This is a genomic window from Archaeoglobaceae archaeon (genome assembly GCA_038734275.1).
GTDB lineage: Archaea > Halobacteriota > Archaeoglobi > Archaeoglobales > Archaeoglobaceae > WYZ-LMO2.
The window spans coordinates 1-15,092 of sequence record JAVYOO010000008.1 but is presented as its reverse complement, the minus strand read 5'-3'; the positions used below and the strand labels follow the sequence as shown (position 1 = coordinate 15,092).

Genomic DNA, 15,092 nt, shown 5'->3' with positions numbered 1-15,092 from the left:
AAAGCTTAGAAATAATTATTATTGTGAGAATAGTAGTAATTAGGAATAAAGATGACGTTAAGGAGTGTGATATTGCGATAATAGATAGCCAAGATCCTGAAGTTTTGAGCGAAGCTAAAAAACGCTGCAAATTCGTATTTTTATTGGGTGAGAAGGTTGAAAGAACCGAAATACCTGCCAAAGTAGAGGACTTTATCTCTGAGTTTGAACTTTTTAAGACTATAGTCGATCGACTCCCTGAGCCAGTAGTTATACACGATACACAGAAAATTCTATATGCTAATCCGAAGGCTATAAGCTACATAGGGCAAGAAGGTTTAAAATTGAATTTAGCAAGTTATATACACCCTGATTACCGATCTCTGGCATTTGAGCGAATGCAAAAAGTTCTCAATGGTGAGAAAGTCGAACCTGCTGAAGAGCTTTTCATATTGCCAGACGGTAGAGAAGTATGGGTGGAAACAAATCCCACTTTTATAAGATTTAAAGGAAAACCTGCGATTTTGCTCATTCTCAGAGATGTGACGGAAAAGAAAAGAATTGAAAAAAAGTTGGAAGAAAGCAGTAGAAAGTACAAGGAATTCTTTGATTATTCGTTCGACATCATAGTTGTAACAGATCTAAGGGGAAATTTTGTGGAGGTTAACCAAGCTTTTGAATTCGCATTTGGATACACAAACGAGGAAGTAAAAGGCAGAAATTTTGCAGAAGTCCTCAGACTTGAAAAAAATGTTGCTGAGGAGATATTTAGGAGCTATAATCTGGCCTTCAGGGAAAGAAAAGACCTGAGGGGCCTTGTATTCGAAGTTAAGCGAAAAGATGGTAGAAAAATTGTAGTAGAGGGCAATATTAGGTTATTGTGGGAAAAGGGAAAGGTCGTGGGTTTTATAAGCAATTATAGAGACATAACCGAAAGAATCAGGCTCGAAAAGAAGCTTAGAGAGAGCGAGGAGAGATATAGAAAGATATTTGAGAATTCTCCGGCTCTTATTGCGCTTTTAAACGAAGACGGCATATTCATTGAGGCTAATCAGGCAATGATTAGGAGTATAGGTATGAATCCGGTTGGAAAAAGCCATTATGATCTTTTTCCAAGAGAAGTTGCTGAGAGGAGAAGTTCATATCTAAAAATGGCAATTGAGGAAAACAAAATGGTTGTTTTTCAAGATGAGCGAGAAAACAGATTTTTTTTCAACCAGTATATACCAATAGAACTGGAAGGTAAAAAGCACTGCTTAATAATCTCTCAGGAAATTACGGAGATATTAAAGTTAAACGAGCTTTTAAGAGAAGTAATCGAAGTTCATGAAGCGATAAACAAGATCAAAGATCCCGAAATGTTAATCGCCAAAGTTGAGGAGATTCTCTCAGGGTATTCAGCAAAGATTTCGGATACTCCAGAAGGTTTATGTTTCCCCATAACATATGCAAACAAAACCTATGGTTATCTGTGCGTAAAAACTGCTGGAGAAGAGGAGATAAAAATTCTCAAAGGTCTGGCAGAAAGTCTCGCATTTGTCTTTAAATCCATTGAAGATGATAAACGAAAAGAGGAACTATATAAGAGGTTGGTTGAAAACATTCACACAATAGCTTATCTTGTGGATGGAATACGAAATCCCTTAGCGGTCATGCTCGCTTACGTGGATATGCTGATCGAGGATGAGAGAGTTAGAGAGAGAGTGTTTCAGCAGGCTGAAAGAATTCTAAAAGTGATGCGCGAACTCGATGTTTCATGGATTAAATCTGAGGAACTCAAGAAAAGCGTGGCTGGAGCGAACTCAAATAATATAAACTAATTTTCTCTTTTTCAAGCGACTTTGGAAAAATATTTATCTTTTTGAACCTTATAATTTATCATGCCCGGAAGCGCGGGAAAAACAATAATGGAACTCAGACCTGAAGACGTGGAGAAGATATGGGTCAAGCACTATGACAAAGGGGTTCGCGATCATATAGACTATCCTGAAATCCCGCTTTATTCTTTGCTCGAAGAAAGTGCAAAAAAGAACCCTTACAAACATGCCCTTATATTTTATGGCAGAAAGATTACTTATGGGGAGTTAAATGAGCTATCTGACAGAGTTGCTGGGTTTCTCTATGACCAAGGAATAAGAAAGGGTAGCAAAGTAATCATCGATCTACCAAATCTTCCCCAATACGTGATCGCTTACTACGGGATTTTAAAGGCTGGAGCAACAGTTGTGCAGTGCAATCCGCTATATACCGAAAGAGAGATTAGGTATATCATAGAGAATAGCGAATCTGAAGCCGGTTTCTTTTTTGAGCCGATATATCCGAGAATTGAAAAAATTTTGAACGAGGGGAAGTTAAAGAAGGTTGTGATATGTAAAGTCGAGGATTTTTTACCCTTCCCTCTCAACTATCTTTATTTCTTCAAAAAGGAGAGGGTGAAAATTCCAAAAAGGGGGGAAGTTTCTTTTTGGAAAGAAGTTGAAAAGCATAGACCCCTTAGAGAGAAGCCTCCAATTGATCCAAAAGAGGACGTGGCAGTTTTCTTATACACAGGCGGAACTACCGGAGTTCCGAAGGCAGTTATGAGCACTCATTTCAATCTCGTTGCAAACACTTACCAAGTACTCGAATGGTTACCCGACAAGGATTCGGAAAGGGATGTATACATAGGAGTATTACCATACTTCCATAGCTACGGAATGACCACATCGCTAAATGCTCCGATTGCATTTGGTGCAACAATTGTGCTAGTTCCAGATCCCAGAGATATAAAGACGATTCTAAAGTTTATACAAAAATACAAAGTTACGATATTTTGTGGGGTCCCCACAATGTATGCAGCAGTTCTGAACTACCCCGAAAGAGACAAATTTGATCTCTCTTCAATAAGAGCCTGTATAAGCGGTGCAGCGCCATTGCCGATAGAGTTGAAGAAAAACTTTGAAAGTGCAGTTGGTGGCAAACTTGTAGAGGGCTACGGCTTAAGCGAAACATCTCCAGTCACGCATGCGAATCCGGTATATGGACTGAACAAGGCTGGGAGTATTGGAATTCCGCTACCTGATACACTTGCAGTGGTCGTTGATGATGAAGGGAATGTTCTGGCACCGGGTCAAGTAGGTGAACTTGCAATCTACGGACCACAGGTTATGAAAGGATACTGGAAAATGGAGAGCGAGACTGCAAAAGTCCTTGTAAATGGCTGGTTGCTCACTGGAGACATGGCAAAGATGGATGAAGACGGATACTTTTACATTGTTGAGAGGAAGAAGGATATGATCATAGCAGGCGGATACAACATATATCCAAGGGAGGTTGAAGAAGTTCTCTATGAGCATCCCGCTGTGCTTGAAGCAGCTGTGATTGGTGTGCCAGATCCTTATAGAGGAGAGACCGTCAAGGCGTTCATAGTCCTTAAACCCGAGTTTAAGGGGAAAGTCAGCGCTGAAGAGATAACGAAATTCTGCAGAGAAAGACTTGCAGCATATAAAATTCCAAGAATTATCGAATTCCGTGACGAATTGCCAAAATCTGCTGTAGGAAAGATCCTTAGAAGAGTTCTAAAGGAGGAAGAAACGAAAAAGGCAGGAAGAGTCTGAACAAAAATTTTCAATCCGGTTTCACAAACAAAGAGACGAAGACAGTCAAATTGAGAAAAATTTATAGCTTGGGGTATAACGGGAGTTAGAAGAAAAAAGGTGAAAGAATGAGGTGGACGATACTGGTTCCTATCTTGGCATTACTTATGCTGGGGTGCGTAGAGCAAAAGGCAACACTCAATCTTGAAAGAAACATTGTTTACAACTGCCAATGCCATGAGGAACCATGGAAATACGTCAAACACTACTCAAACGTTACAAGCTGTAAAGAATGCCATGGAAATGAGATTCTCCCGAGCCACAAGAATCTAGAGGGCTGGATATGGGATAATGCATTTAATGCAACCTGCACTCTTTGCCACGACTCTTCGCTGCTTGCAAACCACATGCCTGACAAATGCGAAGTCTGTCACAAAACAATGGTTGAAAGGCACAGCAAGTATTTGAAAGAATACATTGAGCATGAGGTGAGAACATGAAGAAGTTCGCTCTAATTTTCATTTTAAGCCTTGCAATCTTTTTTGCACCGATAAACGCGCAGCAGAGTGTTCACACATGCGATACCTGCCACAGCCATGCGGATGTTTATACCGCCCACCTCTCTACTTGGACAAAGTGTGCTGAATGCCACGGCGATCTGCATGCCCTTCATTCATCAAAAGATGCAAGCTGTCAGGACTGTCATAAAGGGAACCCATTCACGATTCTTTGCCATTCAATGCCGAGCGATATGAGGATACCCACAACAGAAGGGCTCAGCGCTTCATGTGCGAATTGTCATGCTATTGTAACAGAGCATCAGGGAGACTGCAAGAATTGCCATACTGAGGATGTGAACGTAATACACAAAGATGCAAACATCTTTGGAGGTGAGTGAAGATGCTTGAATTTATTTACTATGTTCTGCTCGTAATCGCTCTGATAATCTTCGCAAAGGGAATGAAAGAAAAAATAGACTTCGTAAATAGTGGCCGTCCAAGTTCTGAGCCAAGAACAAACAATAAACTTAGAAGGTTAAAATACGTAATTGTCGATGCGTTTCTTTTGATCAGGCTGATGAAACGAGAGAAAAAAATGGGTGTTGGACACTTTCTGGTTCTGTGGGGATTTATCATTCTCTTCATAGACATCTTTGTTCTATTGATCGTGGCAATAATTCCGGACATATTCAGAGCAAACTACCAGGCGTTTGGCTTCTCAATAAGTGGATACGAGCTCTTTAAGTATTCAATGACCCTTTCAGCACTTCTGTTCTTTTTAGGCGTGCTATACATGGCGGTAAATCGATACATCCTGAAGCCTTCGAGATTTGCAAGAAAGTATGATAATGCAACCGATGACAACCTGGTCCTACTGATACTAATCTTTGCAGCGATTTTTGGAATTGCTCTTAAAGAATACTTCCGATTTGCCCAAGACTTTGTTTTTAGAATTCCAGTTATTGGCCTCAAATTCGGAGTACCCATCGAAATTATCGTGAATGTTCTATGGTTTGCTCATGCCGTTCTTATACTCGCAATTCTGGCTCTAATACCATACACAAAATTGATGCACATTCTCGCCGCTCCGGTTGCGATATTCACGAAAACTGAAAGAAAGCCAGGAGTCCTAAGACCAACACCGCAAACAGAAGACTACGTGGGAATGGTTAAGAGGTCAGATCTCACGAGGAGGGATCTGCTTGCAAGCCTTGCATGCATGCGTTGTGGAAGATGCCAGGACAACTGTCCAGCATTTAACTCAAAGACTTCACTCTCACCAATGTTCCTCGTGCAGAATATAAGGCACATTGACAAAATTCTGAAGGATGAGTTGCCCATTGGAAAGCCATACGATGTCGTGCTCGAAGAAGATGGCGGCGAAGCTGAAGAACCACTATTACTGGACAACGTATTAGATATGCATGCAATCTGGGCATGCACGACTTGCAGAGCATGTATGGAAATGTGTCCAGTGTACGTGGAGCAGATGGATATAATCATCGAGATGCGCAGGGGTGTTATTGAAAGCGGAGAAACCCCGCCCGATGTGAGAGATTTCCTGACGAACATACAGAAGCAGAAGAATCCCTGGGGTGAAGGGAAGTTCAAGAGAGACCAGTGGGTGAAGAAGTCAGAAGTTCCTGTGCCGACCGTGAAGGATAATCCGGAGTTTGAGTGGCTTTGGTTCGTTGGCTGCGCTCATAGCTTTGATAACAGGAATATTCCAGTGACAGCGAAGCTTGCTAAGATCCTGAAGGACATCGGTGTTAACTATGCAATCCTTGGCAGAGACGAAGGGTGCTGTGGAAACGATGTTCGCAGGGTTGGTGAGGAGGGATTATTCCAGCTACTCAAAGAAGAAAACGTCGGACAGTTTGAGAAGTTTGGAGTCAAGAGAATAATCGCAACTTCTCCTCATTGCTTTAACACGCTTAAGAACGAATACGAGGGCTACGATGTTAAGTTTATACTTGAAGTTATCTATGAGGCGATAAAAGATGGTAGGCTAAAGCTCAAGAAGCCGATAAACAAAACGGTCACCTTCCACGATCCATGCTATCTTGGAAGATACAATGGGCTTTACGAACTACCAAGAGAAATTCTCAAGTCTATTCCTGGACTGAAGCTTGTTGAAATGCCAAGAAACAGAAACAGAAGCTTTTGCTGTGGTGCTGGTGGTGGAAACCTTGTTAGAGAATATCCCGGGCAATTCAGACCAAACAACCTTAGAGCAAGGGAGGCTGCAGAAACTGGAGCAGAAATTCTCGCTGTAGCCTGCCCATTCTGCATGATAATGCTTGAAGACGGAGTAAAGAGCGAGAAGCTCGAACAGAAGATCACAGTCCTTGACGTAATTGAACTTGTTTACGAATCAGCATACGGTCAGTAAATTCTATTTTTTATCTTTTAAAATTAACTTTGTCAATGATTTCAGCTTTTGATAACAAAAAGGAAAACTTAAATAACACCAACATCAACACCTGTCATGGATTTAGCAAAATTGTTAACAAAAGCAAAAGATTTTCATGGACATATTTGTCCCTTTCTTGCTGTAGGTGTAAGAATTTCAACAATTGCAATGGATGAGCTTGGAATCCAGAGAGACGAGGATGCGACAATTGGCGAAGAAATTCTTGCGATCGTTGAATGCAACAACTGTCTAACAGATGGTGTTCAAGTAGCAACAGGTTGCACTCTCGGTAATAACAGCCTGATCTACTTAGATCTTGGCAAGAATGCCCTAACGCTCGTGAGGAGAAGCGACTGGAATGGCGTGAGAATTTACGTTGACGCTGAAAAGATTAGAGAGAAATACTTCGACAAAGAAGCTCTGGAACTTTTTGAAAAAGTCATAGTGAAAAGGCAGGGTAGCGTGGAGGATTACAAAAAGCTTTCTACTCTCTGGGAGCGAATTGGCTGGAAAATGCTTGAAATCCCAAAAGAGGAGTTTAAGATTGAAAGAGTTAAAGTTGAACCAATTGAGAGAGCTCCTATTTTTGAGAATAGGAGATGCAAAAATTGCGGAGAAAATGCAATGGCAACAAGGGTTAGGGATGGTCTCTGCCTTAAATGCGCTGGAGATTATTATGCGGTTGTTGGTAGAGGTATTGTAAAGTTTGAAAATGGAAAAATGGGTGAAGTGGTATGAAGAAGTTGCTAATCCTGTCTCTGATTTTGTTATGTTCGTTGATGTTTGGATGCGTTCAGCAGGATCAAAAGGCGATAGAGGAGAAAAAGATCACTGTGGTTGACCCCGCTGGAAGAACGGTTGAAGTGCCAAAAAATGTGAGCAAAGTTGTTGCCATAGGTCCAGGAGCTCTAAGATTGGTGGTCTATCTGCAGGCGGTCGACAAAGTGATTGGGGTTGAAAATGCAGAAAAGACCTGGGAAGTCTATACCCGCCCATACAGGCTTGCAAATCCACAGCTCGCAGAACTGCCAACGATTGGTGTTGGCGGGCCTGACGATCCACAGCCAAACGTTGAGGAGATCATGAAGTTAAAACCAGATGTGATCTTTGCAACAGTTAATGCTCGCTATGCAGACAATCTGCAGGAAAAAACGGGAATTCCTGTTGTAGTAGTTGATTACGGCACTCTCGGCAATTTCCGCACAACCCAGCTCTTTGAGTCGATCAGAGTTATGGGTAAAGTTCTTGGAAAGGAGAAGAGAGCTGAAGAGGTCATAGTGTTCATTGAAAACGTTGTTAAAGATCTTGAAAGCAGAGCTAAGGATTCTGAAAAGCCATCAAAAGTATATGTTGGAGCTCTTGGTTTTAAAGGACAGCATGGCATAACTTCAACGACCTGCAGATTTCCACCGTTTGAAGTGAACAACATAACAAGTGAGAACATTGCTTGCAAGGTTAACATGACTGCACACGTTTTCATTGACAAGGAGTTCTTGTTGAAAGAACAGCCCGAAGTCATATTCTTGGATCTTGGCAATCTTTTCCTCGTTAAAGAAGATTATACAAAAGACAAGAGCTTCTACCAGTCGCTGGATGCATTCAAAAATGGCAAAGTTTACGGCATTTACTCCTTCAACTTCTACAACACAAACGTGGAGCAGGCTTTAGTTAACAGTTACTGGGTTGGAAAAGTGCTTTATCCAGAGAAATTTGCTGACGTGGATATAAAGAAGAAAGCAAATGAAATATACGAATTCTTTGTTGGCAAACCCGTTTACGAGCAGATCTCAGCAAAATACGGAGAGCTTGGGGCTATAGATGTCGGTAGCTGGTGAATACAAAAGGTTAATTTGGAAAAGGATTTCTTTCGGAATTTTTCTTATTCTTCTCCTTATTTTGCTCTCCGCAATCGCTCTTGGACTCGGAGCTTATCAAATGTCAATTGCAGAGCTATTCAGAGCAATTTTAGATGGAAATCCAGTCTTGTGGAATGTTCGAATTCCAAGGATCATTACTGCGATTTTTGTTGGTGCAAGCCTCGCAATAGCGGGGGCGGTGATGCAGTGCATTCTCAAAAATCCGCTCGCCTCGCCCTTCACACTCGGAATATCGCAGGGAGCAGCTTTTGGGGCTGCGATAGCCATAGTCTACTTCGGCGCAGGACAGATGCACAGGGTTGGCGAGGCTTTAACGATCTTCAATCCCTACGTTGTGCCAATATTCGCATTTTCTGGCTCTCTAATTAGCGCATTCGTGATCTTAGCTCTTGCAAAACTTCGCGATTTGAGTCCTGAGGCAATAGTTCTTGCAGGCGTTGCAATGTCCGCTTTGTTCCAAGCGGGAGTCATGCTTATTCAATACTTCGCCACCGATGTGCAAGTTGCCTCGATCGTTTTCTGGACTTTCGGCGATGTAGCGAGGGCGAGATGGATTGAGATCTACCTTATAATTGCGGTCTTTGTAATTTGCTTCATTTACTTCTTCTATCGCAGATGGGACTACAACTCGTTGCTTGCTGGCGACGAAACTGCAATCTCGCTTGGGGTTAAACCGCAAAGAATAAGGCTTGAAGGAATGCTCCTTTCTTCATTCTTGACCGCTGTTTGCGTTTCTTTTACTGGAATCATAGGCTTCATCGGTTTAGTGGCTCCGCACATCGTAAGACTAACGATTGGTGGAGATTACAGGTTTTTGATCCCTTCGACTGCACTTGTTGGAGCTTTAGTTCTTCTTGCATCCGATACGGTTGGAAGAACCGTGATCTCCCCTGTGATAATCCCAGTCGGAATTATAACCTCGATCGTTGGGGCTCCTATGTTCATATACCTGCTTTTGAGGGGTGGTAAAAGTGTTAGAAGTTGAAAGCCTAACTTATTCCTATGGAAAAAGAGATGTGCTAAAAGATATCGCTTTCTCGCTTGAAAGAGGGGAAATGCTTTTCATAATTGGTCCAAATGGTAGCGGTAAAACAACACTTCTGAAGTGCCTGAATGGGATTTTAAAGCCAAAAGGTTCAGTTTATGTTGAAAAAATTAATTTAAACAAGCTAAATCCACTGGAAATTGCGAAAAAAATGGGCTATGTTCCTCAGAGAGGAGAAATAAGTTTTCTTACGGTCTTTGATGCAATTTTACTCGGAAGAAAGCCCCACATAAAATGGGAAGTAAGCGAAAAGGACGTTAAGATTGTAGAAGAAACAATAAAAATGCTAAAAATTGAGCATTTAGCTCTAAGAAAACTCAACGAGCTAAGCGGTGGAGAACTACAGCTTGTTTTGATAGCAAGGGCTCTTGCACAACAGCCAAGGTATTTGCTCCTTGATGAGCCAACAAACAACCTTGACATTAAAAACCAGATAGAAGTCATGAGATTGGTCAAAACCGCTGTGAAAGATAAGGGCATTTCTGCAATCGTAACGGTGCATGACATTAATCTTGCTCTTAATTACGCTGAAAAAGTTCTTGTTCTTAAGGATGGGAAGATATTCGCATTCGGGGGAAGAGACGTGATCAACGAGGATATAATAAGCGCGGTTTACGGAATAAAAGCAGAAATCCTCAAATACGACGGGAGAATTTTGTTCATTCCAGAGATGTGAATTAATTTTGAGTCCTGAACCCAATTCGCAAATATTTTAAAGAATCAAAACAAAATCTTTCTGCCCGATATAATGGAAGGACGGTTTTGCTTACAGTGGAAGACTTTGCTTGCCCACCTTCAATGCTGATTTACGGAATCGCAACTGGGAAGGATCCAAAAGAAATACTTGTTGGGGCTAACTGGTTAAAGGATTTAAATTGCGATTTTGATGTAAAGTGTCTTCCAGAAGGGAAATACAAGTCCTTCGCCTTTGGAGACATGACAAAAATGAAGGAAAAACCAGATGTGATTTTGATATTTGGTAAACCAGAACAGATAGGGAGGTTAATTCAGGCAAAAACGTTCTTTGGCGGAAAAGTCACCGCAGAACTCACGGCAAAGATGACTTCATGTGCAGAAGCATTGATACCCGCAATCAATGGCGAAGTTGCAATAGCGGTTCCCGGTGCTGGAGACCGAGTATTCTCGGGTCTTGATGAAAGCGAAATGATTTTTGCAATGCCCTACAGCTGGATAGACAGAATACTTGAAGGTCTCGAGAAAGCTGGAAAAGGGGCGAATGTAGGATATCCTCCAAGTCCGTTCCTTTTCTTCACACCAAGATTTCCAAAGAGTTATAGGGAGATAGAAGCCCAGTTCAAACTGCTTGAGTAATCCACAAGTATTCAAACTTGGTTAATTTTTTATATCGTGTCAATCCGAAAATCTCTTAAGCCCTCATGGGCTATATCCGAGTGAGCCGCCGTAGCTCAGCTGGTGGAGCGTGCGGCTGTTAACCGCATGGTCGCAGGTTCGAACCCTGCCGGCGGCGTATTTTTTGAAAAAATCCAAATGCTGGCTGAAATTCGTATTTTACACTTTTTACAAACTGCTCAACGAAAGCTACCTGTAAAAAACAGAATTGAGAAAATATCTACAATGGATAATTTTTGCCTCGCTTTTTCCTCATGACTCTTTATTAATGGCAAGGCGAAAAGCGATTCAGATATAAACTGCATCCTGAACGAAAAATAGAATCGAATTACACATTTTCAAACTCAGTTTCAGTAGTTTAAATTCTGTTCATCTCGATACGAAACTTAGAGCTTTTGCAAAATTTTAATAGACAAGAGAGAATCAATTTTTGCTTCATCATCTATATTCTGAAGCCCTGGACATTTTTTAAGTATATACTCCGATTATTTGCCGGTTAAAATCAAAAAATCCAATTTCGGTTTACCTAAAAAAGGCATATTTGGCTTTTTAATGGAAAATTTTAAATATCGAGGCTCGACCTATTATTATGGCAAAGAAGAAGGAAAAGAAGGAGGAAAAGAAGGCCGAGCCTGGAAAACAGGCTCAAACACAAGCGGAGAAGAAGTAAATTTTTTATTTTTAAAATGTGATAATATTTTTGTTTTGTTTTATTTCACATGAAATCTTTTGCAGGCTAATTTATAGCGACTAAAGGCTACACCAGGCGATAAAGCTTTTTTAGATTTTATCGTCAAGACTTTTACTAACCCAAAAGCTATTTAATGGTAGCCGAGAAATCGTTATGGATGCTGAAAATTGAAATACAAACACCATTAATGGCGGAGTGTGCGCTTGTTGGAATAAAAGAATTGGCTAAGTCTTTTGAAATAAGCGTGGAGACTTTGGCTAATCTTGACGACTCCGTCAAGGCAATTTTGAGAATGAAAGCTGAAAATGCAGAGAATTTGATACAAAAACTCCCTGAATTATGTATTGGTTTTAAAATTTCGAAAAATACAGCAAAAGTCCTTTTGAAGGAACACCCATGCTTAATAGTTCCCGTTTTCCTTAGATCAGGCGCATTAATAACAAAATTGCGAGTTGGAGATTCAAGACTTATCTGGAGTATCGTATGCGATGATGAAAGCTTTTTGAAGCTCATGGAAGCTCTTGAAAGTGCTGAAATTGAATACGAGATCATTTATAAAGGTAGGCTTGAGTCTGAGGAAACAATTACGCTGAGAGAAGAGGAAATTCTCAAAATTGCCCTTCAAAAAGGATTCTTCGATTATCCAAAGAAGATAAGGCTTGAAGAGCTTGCAAAGCAATTAGGAATGGCTCCTTCAACGCTTTCGGAGATCATAAGGAGGGGACAAAAGAAGATCCTGCAAAAGTTCTTCGAGTGAAGAATTTCGGGAAAAATGTTATGTTCTTTCATTTTGTATTTACCCCATGAAACTCGAAAAACCAAGTTACCACGAAAGCATAAACCAGATGTATGAAAAAGTGAAGAACGAGACTACAAATGTCGTGGACAGATTTAACGAGCAGGAAAAGACTCGCTGTCCATTCTGCACTCGTGGCCTAAGCTGTCAGCTTTGTAGCATGGGACCTTGCAGAATAAGCGAAAAGAACCCGTATGGAGCTTGCGGAATAGATGCTGCAGGAATGGTGATGAGAAACTTCGTCCATAAAAACATGTTAGGCACAGAAGCTTATACCTATCATGCAATCGAAGCTTTGAAAACGCTAAAGGCTACAGCGGAAGGAAAAACACCATTTGAAATTAAAGAGCCTGAAAAGCTTAGATGGCTTGCTAATCTGCTTGGAATTGATGGTAGCGATATTAAAGAAATCGCAATAAGATTAGCGGATTTTGCAATTGCGGATCTTAGCTCTGCAGATAAAAGCAGACTTGTGGAAATTATTGCTCCAGAGAAGAGAAAAGAAGTCTGGAAAAGTCTTGAAATTATTCCTGAGGGAATTTTTGGAGAGCTTTTAACTGTTGGAACTTCAGCAATGACCAACGTGGACTCAAATTACGTTTCATTGGCCAAGAAAAGCATGTCGATGAGTATAACAACATGCATCGCTGCGCAGTTTGTGCTGGAAATGGTTCAGGACATCCTTTTTGGCACTCCAATGCCACATGAAAGCTTTGCAGACCTTGGAATTCTCGAAGCAGACTACGTGAACATTGCAGTTGATGGGCATGAGCCATTTGTTGGAATGGCATTGATAAAACTTGCGGAAAGGGAAGAAGTGCAAGAAATGGCAAGAAAAGCGGGTGCAAAGGGTTTGCGAATCATAGGTTTTATAGAAACTGGGCAGGAAATTTTACAACGCATTAGTAGCCCTGTATTCGTTGGATTGGTCGGTAACTGGATCGTTCAGGAATTTGCTCTTGCAACAGGTTGCGTTGATGTATTTGCTGCCGATATGAACTGCGCTCTGCCTTCTTTACCAGAGTATCAAAAATACGGTGTGAAAATAGTCCCGGTGAGCAGGCTTGTAAGGTTCAGAGGCATCGATGTTGGACTTGACTATAAGCCTGAAGAGGCTGAGAAAATAGCGAAAAAGCTAATAGAGATTGCTATAGAGAACTTCAGGAAGAGAGATAAAAGTAAAGCGGTAAAAATAGATAGAAAGCAAAAAATCGTCGTTGGTTTTTCCATTGAAGCGATAGAAAAGCTCGTAGGCTTTGAAACGCTTTTGAATGCAATAAAGGACGGAAAAATAAAGGGCGTTGTCGCGCTGGTTAGTTGCACAACACTGAAGAATGGTCCTCATGATGCGAACACAATTGCAATTGCCAAGGAACTCATAAAGAGAGACATACTTGTGCTCTCCATGGGCTGTGGAAATGCTGCATTGCAGGTTGCGGGACTTACGAGCTTGGAAGCCAAGGAACTTGCAGGGGATAAGCTCAAAGCGGTTTGCGAAGCCTTAAAGATTCCTCCAGTGCTCAGCTTTGGAACCTGCACTGATGTTGGTAGAGCTGCTTATTTGTTAAGATTGCTCGCTGAAAAACTCGGAGTTGACGTTTCACAGCTTCCAGTAGCGGTTACGGCTCCAGAATACATGGAACAGAAGGCAACAATAGATGCTGTTTTCGCAGTAGCCTATGGACTTGCAACCCATGTTTCCCCGATTCCTCCAATCACGGGAAGTGATAAAGTTGTAAAATTGCTCACCGAAGACGTGGAAAAGCTTACCGGAGGGAAAGTGATCGTCGAGGAAGACCCAGCTAAAGCAGTAGATCTGCTTGAAAAAGTGATCTTAGACAAGAGAAAGGCACTGGGGATCTAAGATTCAATTTTTTTCCATAAAAAGAAATAAATAGCAGTGGATAACTCAAAACAATGATCAACAATCTTGAGCTATCAGATGGCATTTCTCTGATTGTGGGACAGAATTGGGGTAAATATCCGTCCGCAAACTGCCTTTACATTAAAGACTTTTGCCTGATCGACGGTGGAGCTGAAAGTGCTTGGGAATTAAAGCCAGAAGTGATCATAAACTCGCACTGGCATGAAGATCATATTTCGATGAATTCGGTTGCAAAGAAGATCTATGCTCACGAACTCGACGCTAAGGCAATCGAGAGCTATGAGGAATTTGAGAGAAGATATGCCCTTGGCGAGGTTGTAAAGCTTTTCTTAGCCTATTATCCAAAACTTGGATTTCGGAAAGTAGATGAATTCGTAGAGGATGGAGAGATTTTGACAATTGGCGATAAAGAGATCGAAGTTATTCATACTCCAGGCCATTCTGCTGGGCACTGTTGTTTTCTGATTGAAGGCAAGATCATTTACCTTGCGGACATCGATCTTACTTCTTTTGGTCCTTGGTATGGTTGTGTAGACTGCGATGTTCAGGAGTTTTTGAACTCGATCGATAAGCTTTTGAAAATTGCTGAAAGCGTTGAGATCGCTGTTCCATCGCATGGAGAGCCAGTAAAAGGTGAAGACTTGCAGGAAAAGCTTTTAAGATACAGAGAAAAGATCTTCGAAAGGGAAAGAAAAATAATGGAAGCGATAAAGTCGGGAATCGATCCCGTTGGCAAAGGCATAATTTACAGAAAGCTTCCAGAACCAGCGGAGATCTACAAAAATTTTGAAAAAATTATGATCGAGAAGCACTTGAAAAAGCTAAACCTTAAACCTCTTTCCTCTGCTGATAAGGATGGATCTTAACCTTGTAGTCGCAGAGCTTCTTGACTGCATCGATGCTCGCTTCCTTGAATTCAGCATAGCCCTTGGCTTTAATAGCATCAGCGATTCTCTTTGC

14 protein-coding genes and 1 tRNA gene are annotated in these 15,092 nt (G+C 41.3%); all 15 read left to right on the top strand.

The annotated features are described in order from the left end of the window. The first annotated feature begins 23 nt into the window (after nucleotides 1–23). The 15 genes from QXI54_07875 to QXI54_07805 all read left to right on the top strand — a co-directional run bounded on the left by QXI54_07875 (nucleotide 24) and on the right by QXI54_07805 (nucleotide 14,998). Nucleotides 24–1,799, top strand: coding sequence for a PAS domain S-box protein (locus QXI54_07875; protein MEM0303069.1), 1,776 nt, complete (start codon nucleotides 24–26; stop codon nucleotides 1,797–1,799). A 60-nt stretch (nucleotides 1,800–1,859) separates the two neighbouring features. Continuing rightward, entirely contained in the window at nucleotides 1,860–3,575 is a 1,716-nt protein-coding gene (locus tag QXI54_07870; protein ID MEM0303068.1) for a long-chain fatty acid--CoA ligase, read from the top strand. Nucleotides 3,576–3,682: 107 nt separating this feature from the next. After that, on the top strand, nucleotides 3,683–4,054 hold the full coding sequence (locus tag QXI54_07865) for a hypothetical protein (GenBank protein MEM0303067.1): 372 nt from the start codon (nucleotides 3,683–3,685) through the stop codon (nucleotides 4,052–4,054). Next, nucleotides 4,051–4,452: a hypothetical protein gene (locus tag QXI54_07860; GenBank protein ID MEM0303066.1), complete on the top strand. Its 402-nt coding sequence runs from the start codon at nucleotides 4,051–4,053 to the stop codon at nucleotides 4,450–4,452. The genes QXI54_07865 and QXI54_07860 overlap by 4 nt, the downstream gene beginning before the upstream one ends. Nucleotides 4,453–4,454: 2 nt before the next feature. Next, the gene (locus tag QXI54_07855) at nucleotides 4,455–6,446 is read left to right on the top strand and encodes a heterodisulfide reductase-related iron-sulfur binding cluster (protein MEM0303065.1); all 1,992 of its coding nucleotides are present in this window, start codon (nucleotides 4,455–4,457) and stop codon (nucleotides 6,444–6,446) included. A gap of 96 nt (nucleotides 6,447–6,542) precedes the next feature. Beyond that, nucleotides 6,543–7,205 (top strand): FmdE family protein, encoded by a 663-nt coding sequence (locus tag QXI54_07850; protein MEM0303064.1) that lies wholly within the window; start codon nucleotides 6,543–6,545, stop codon nucleotides 7,203–7,205. After that, on the top strand, nucleotides 7,202–8,302 hold the full coding sequence (locus QXI54_07845) for an iron ABC transporter substrate-binding protein (protein ID MEM0303063.1): 1,101 nt from the start codon (nucleotides 7,202–7,204) through the stop codon (nucleotides 8,300–8,302). The genes QXI54_07850 and QXI54_07845 overlap by 4 nt, the downstream gene beginning before the upstream one ends. Continuing rightward, nucleotides 8,286–9,329: an iron ABC transporter permease gene (locus QXI54_07840; protein MEM0303062.1), complete on the top strand. Its 1,044-nt coding sequence runs from the start codon at nucleotides 8,286–8,288 to the stop codon at nucleotides 9,327–9,329. Before QXI54_07845 ends, QXI54_07840 begins: the two co-directional genes overlap by 17 nt. Beyond that, a complete protein-coding gene (locus QXI54_07835; protein MEM0303061.1) occupies nucleotides 9,316–10,065 on the top strand; it encodes an ABC transporter ATP-binding protein in 750 nt (249 codons plus the stop codon). The genes QXI54_07840 and QXI54_07835 overlap by 14 nt, the downstream gene beginning before the upstream one ends. A gap of 14 nt (nucleotides 10,066–10,079) precedes the next feature. Continuing rightward, nucleotides 10,080–10,721: a DUF169 domain-containing protein gene (locus QXI54_07830; GenBank protein ID MEM0303060.1), complete on the top strand. Its 642-nt coding sequence runs from the start codon at nucleotides 10,080–10,082 to the stop codon at nucleotides 10,719–10,721. 84 nt (nucleotides 10,722–10,805) lie between these two features. Then, nucleotides 10,806–10,878: transfer RNA gene (locus QXI54_07825), tRNA-Asn, on the top strand. A 371-nt stretch (nucleotides 10,879–11,249) separates the two neighbouring features. After that, entirely contained in the window at nucleotides 11,250–11,483 is a 234-nt protein-coding gene (locus QXI54_07820; GenBank protein MEM0303059.1) for a hypothetical protein, read from the top strand. 125 nt (nucleotides 11,484–11,608) lie between these two features. Then, entirely contained in the window at nucleotides 11,609–12,208 is a 600-nt protein-coding gene (locus tag QXI54_07815; protein ID MEM0303058.1) for a helix-turn-helix domain-containing protein, read from the top strand. Nucleotides 12,209–12,254: 46 nt separating this feature from the next. Then, on the top strand, nucleotides 12,255–14,111 hold the full coding sequence (gene cooS / locus QXI54_07810) for an anaerobic carbon-monoxide dehydrogenase catalytic subunit (GenBank protein MEM0303057.1): 1,857 nt from the start codon (nucleotides 12,255–12,257) through the stop codon (nucleotides 14,109–14,111). A gap of 53 nt (nucleotides 14,112–14,164) precedes the next feature. Then, entirely contained in the window at nucleotides 14,165–14,998 is an 834-nt protein-coding gene (locus QXI54_07805) for an MBL fold metallo-hydrolase (protein ID MEM0303056.1), read from the top strand. The last annotated feature ends 94 nt before the right edge of the window (nucleotides 14,999–15,092 follow it).

Bases quoted from the DNA above. Each gene is read 5' to 3' on its own strand.
- QXI54_07855 (MEM0303065.1), top strand. From the start codon at position 4,455: ATGCTTGAATTTATTTACTATGTTCTGCTCGTAATCGCTCTGATAATC.
- QXI54_07815 (MEM0303058.1), top strand. From the start codon at position 11,609: ATGCTGAAAATTGAAATACAAACACCATTAATGGCGGAGTGTGCGCTT.
- QXI54_07865 (MEM0303067.1), top strand. From the start codon at position 3,683: ATGAGGTGGACGATACTGGTTCCTATCTTGGCATTACTTATGCTGGGG.
- QXI54_07860 (MEM0303066.1), top strand. From the start codon at position 4,051: ATGAAGAAGTTCGCTCTAATTTTCATTTTAAGCCTTGCAATCTTTTTT.
- QXI54_07840 (MEM0303062.1), top strand. From the start codon at position 8,286: ATGTCGGTAGCTGGTGAATACAAAAGGTTAATTTGGAAAAGGATTTCT.
- QXI54_07870 (MEM0303068.1), top strand. From the start codon at position 1,860: ATGCCCGGAAGCGCGGGAAAAACAATAATGGAACTCAGACCTGAAGAC.
- QXI54_07805 (MEM0303056.1), top strand. From the start codon at position 14,165: ATGATCAACAATCTTGAGCTATCAGATGGCATTTCTCTGATTGTGGGA.
- cooS (MEM0303057.1), top strand. From the start codon at position 12,255: ATGAAACTCGAAAAACCAAGTTACCACGAAAGCATAAACCAGATGTAT.
- QXI54_07845 (MEM0303063.1), top strand. From the start codon at position 7,202: ATGAAGAAGTTGCTAATCCTGTCTCTGATTTTGTTATGTTCGTTGATG.
- QXI54_07850 (MEM0303064.1), top strand. From the start codon at position 6,543: ATGGATTTAGCAAAATTGTTAACAAAAGCAAAAGATTTTCATGGACAT.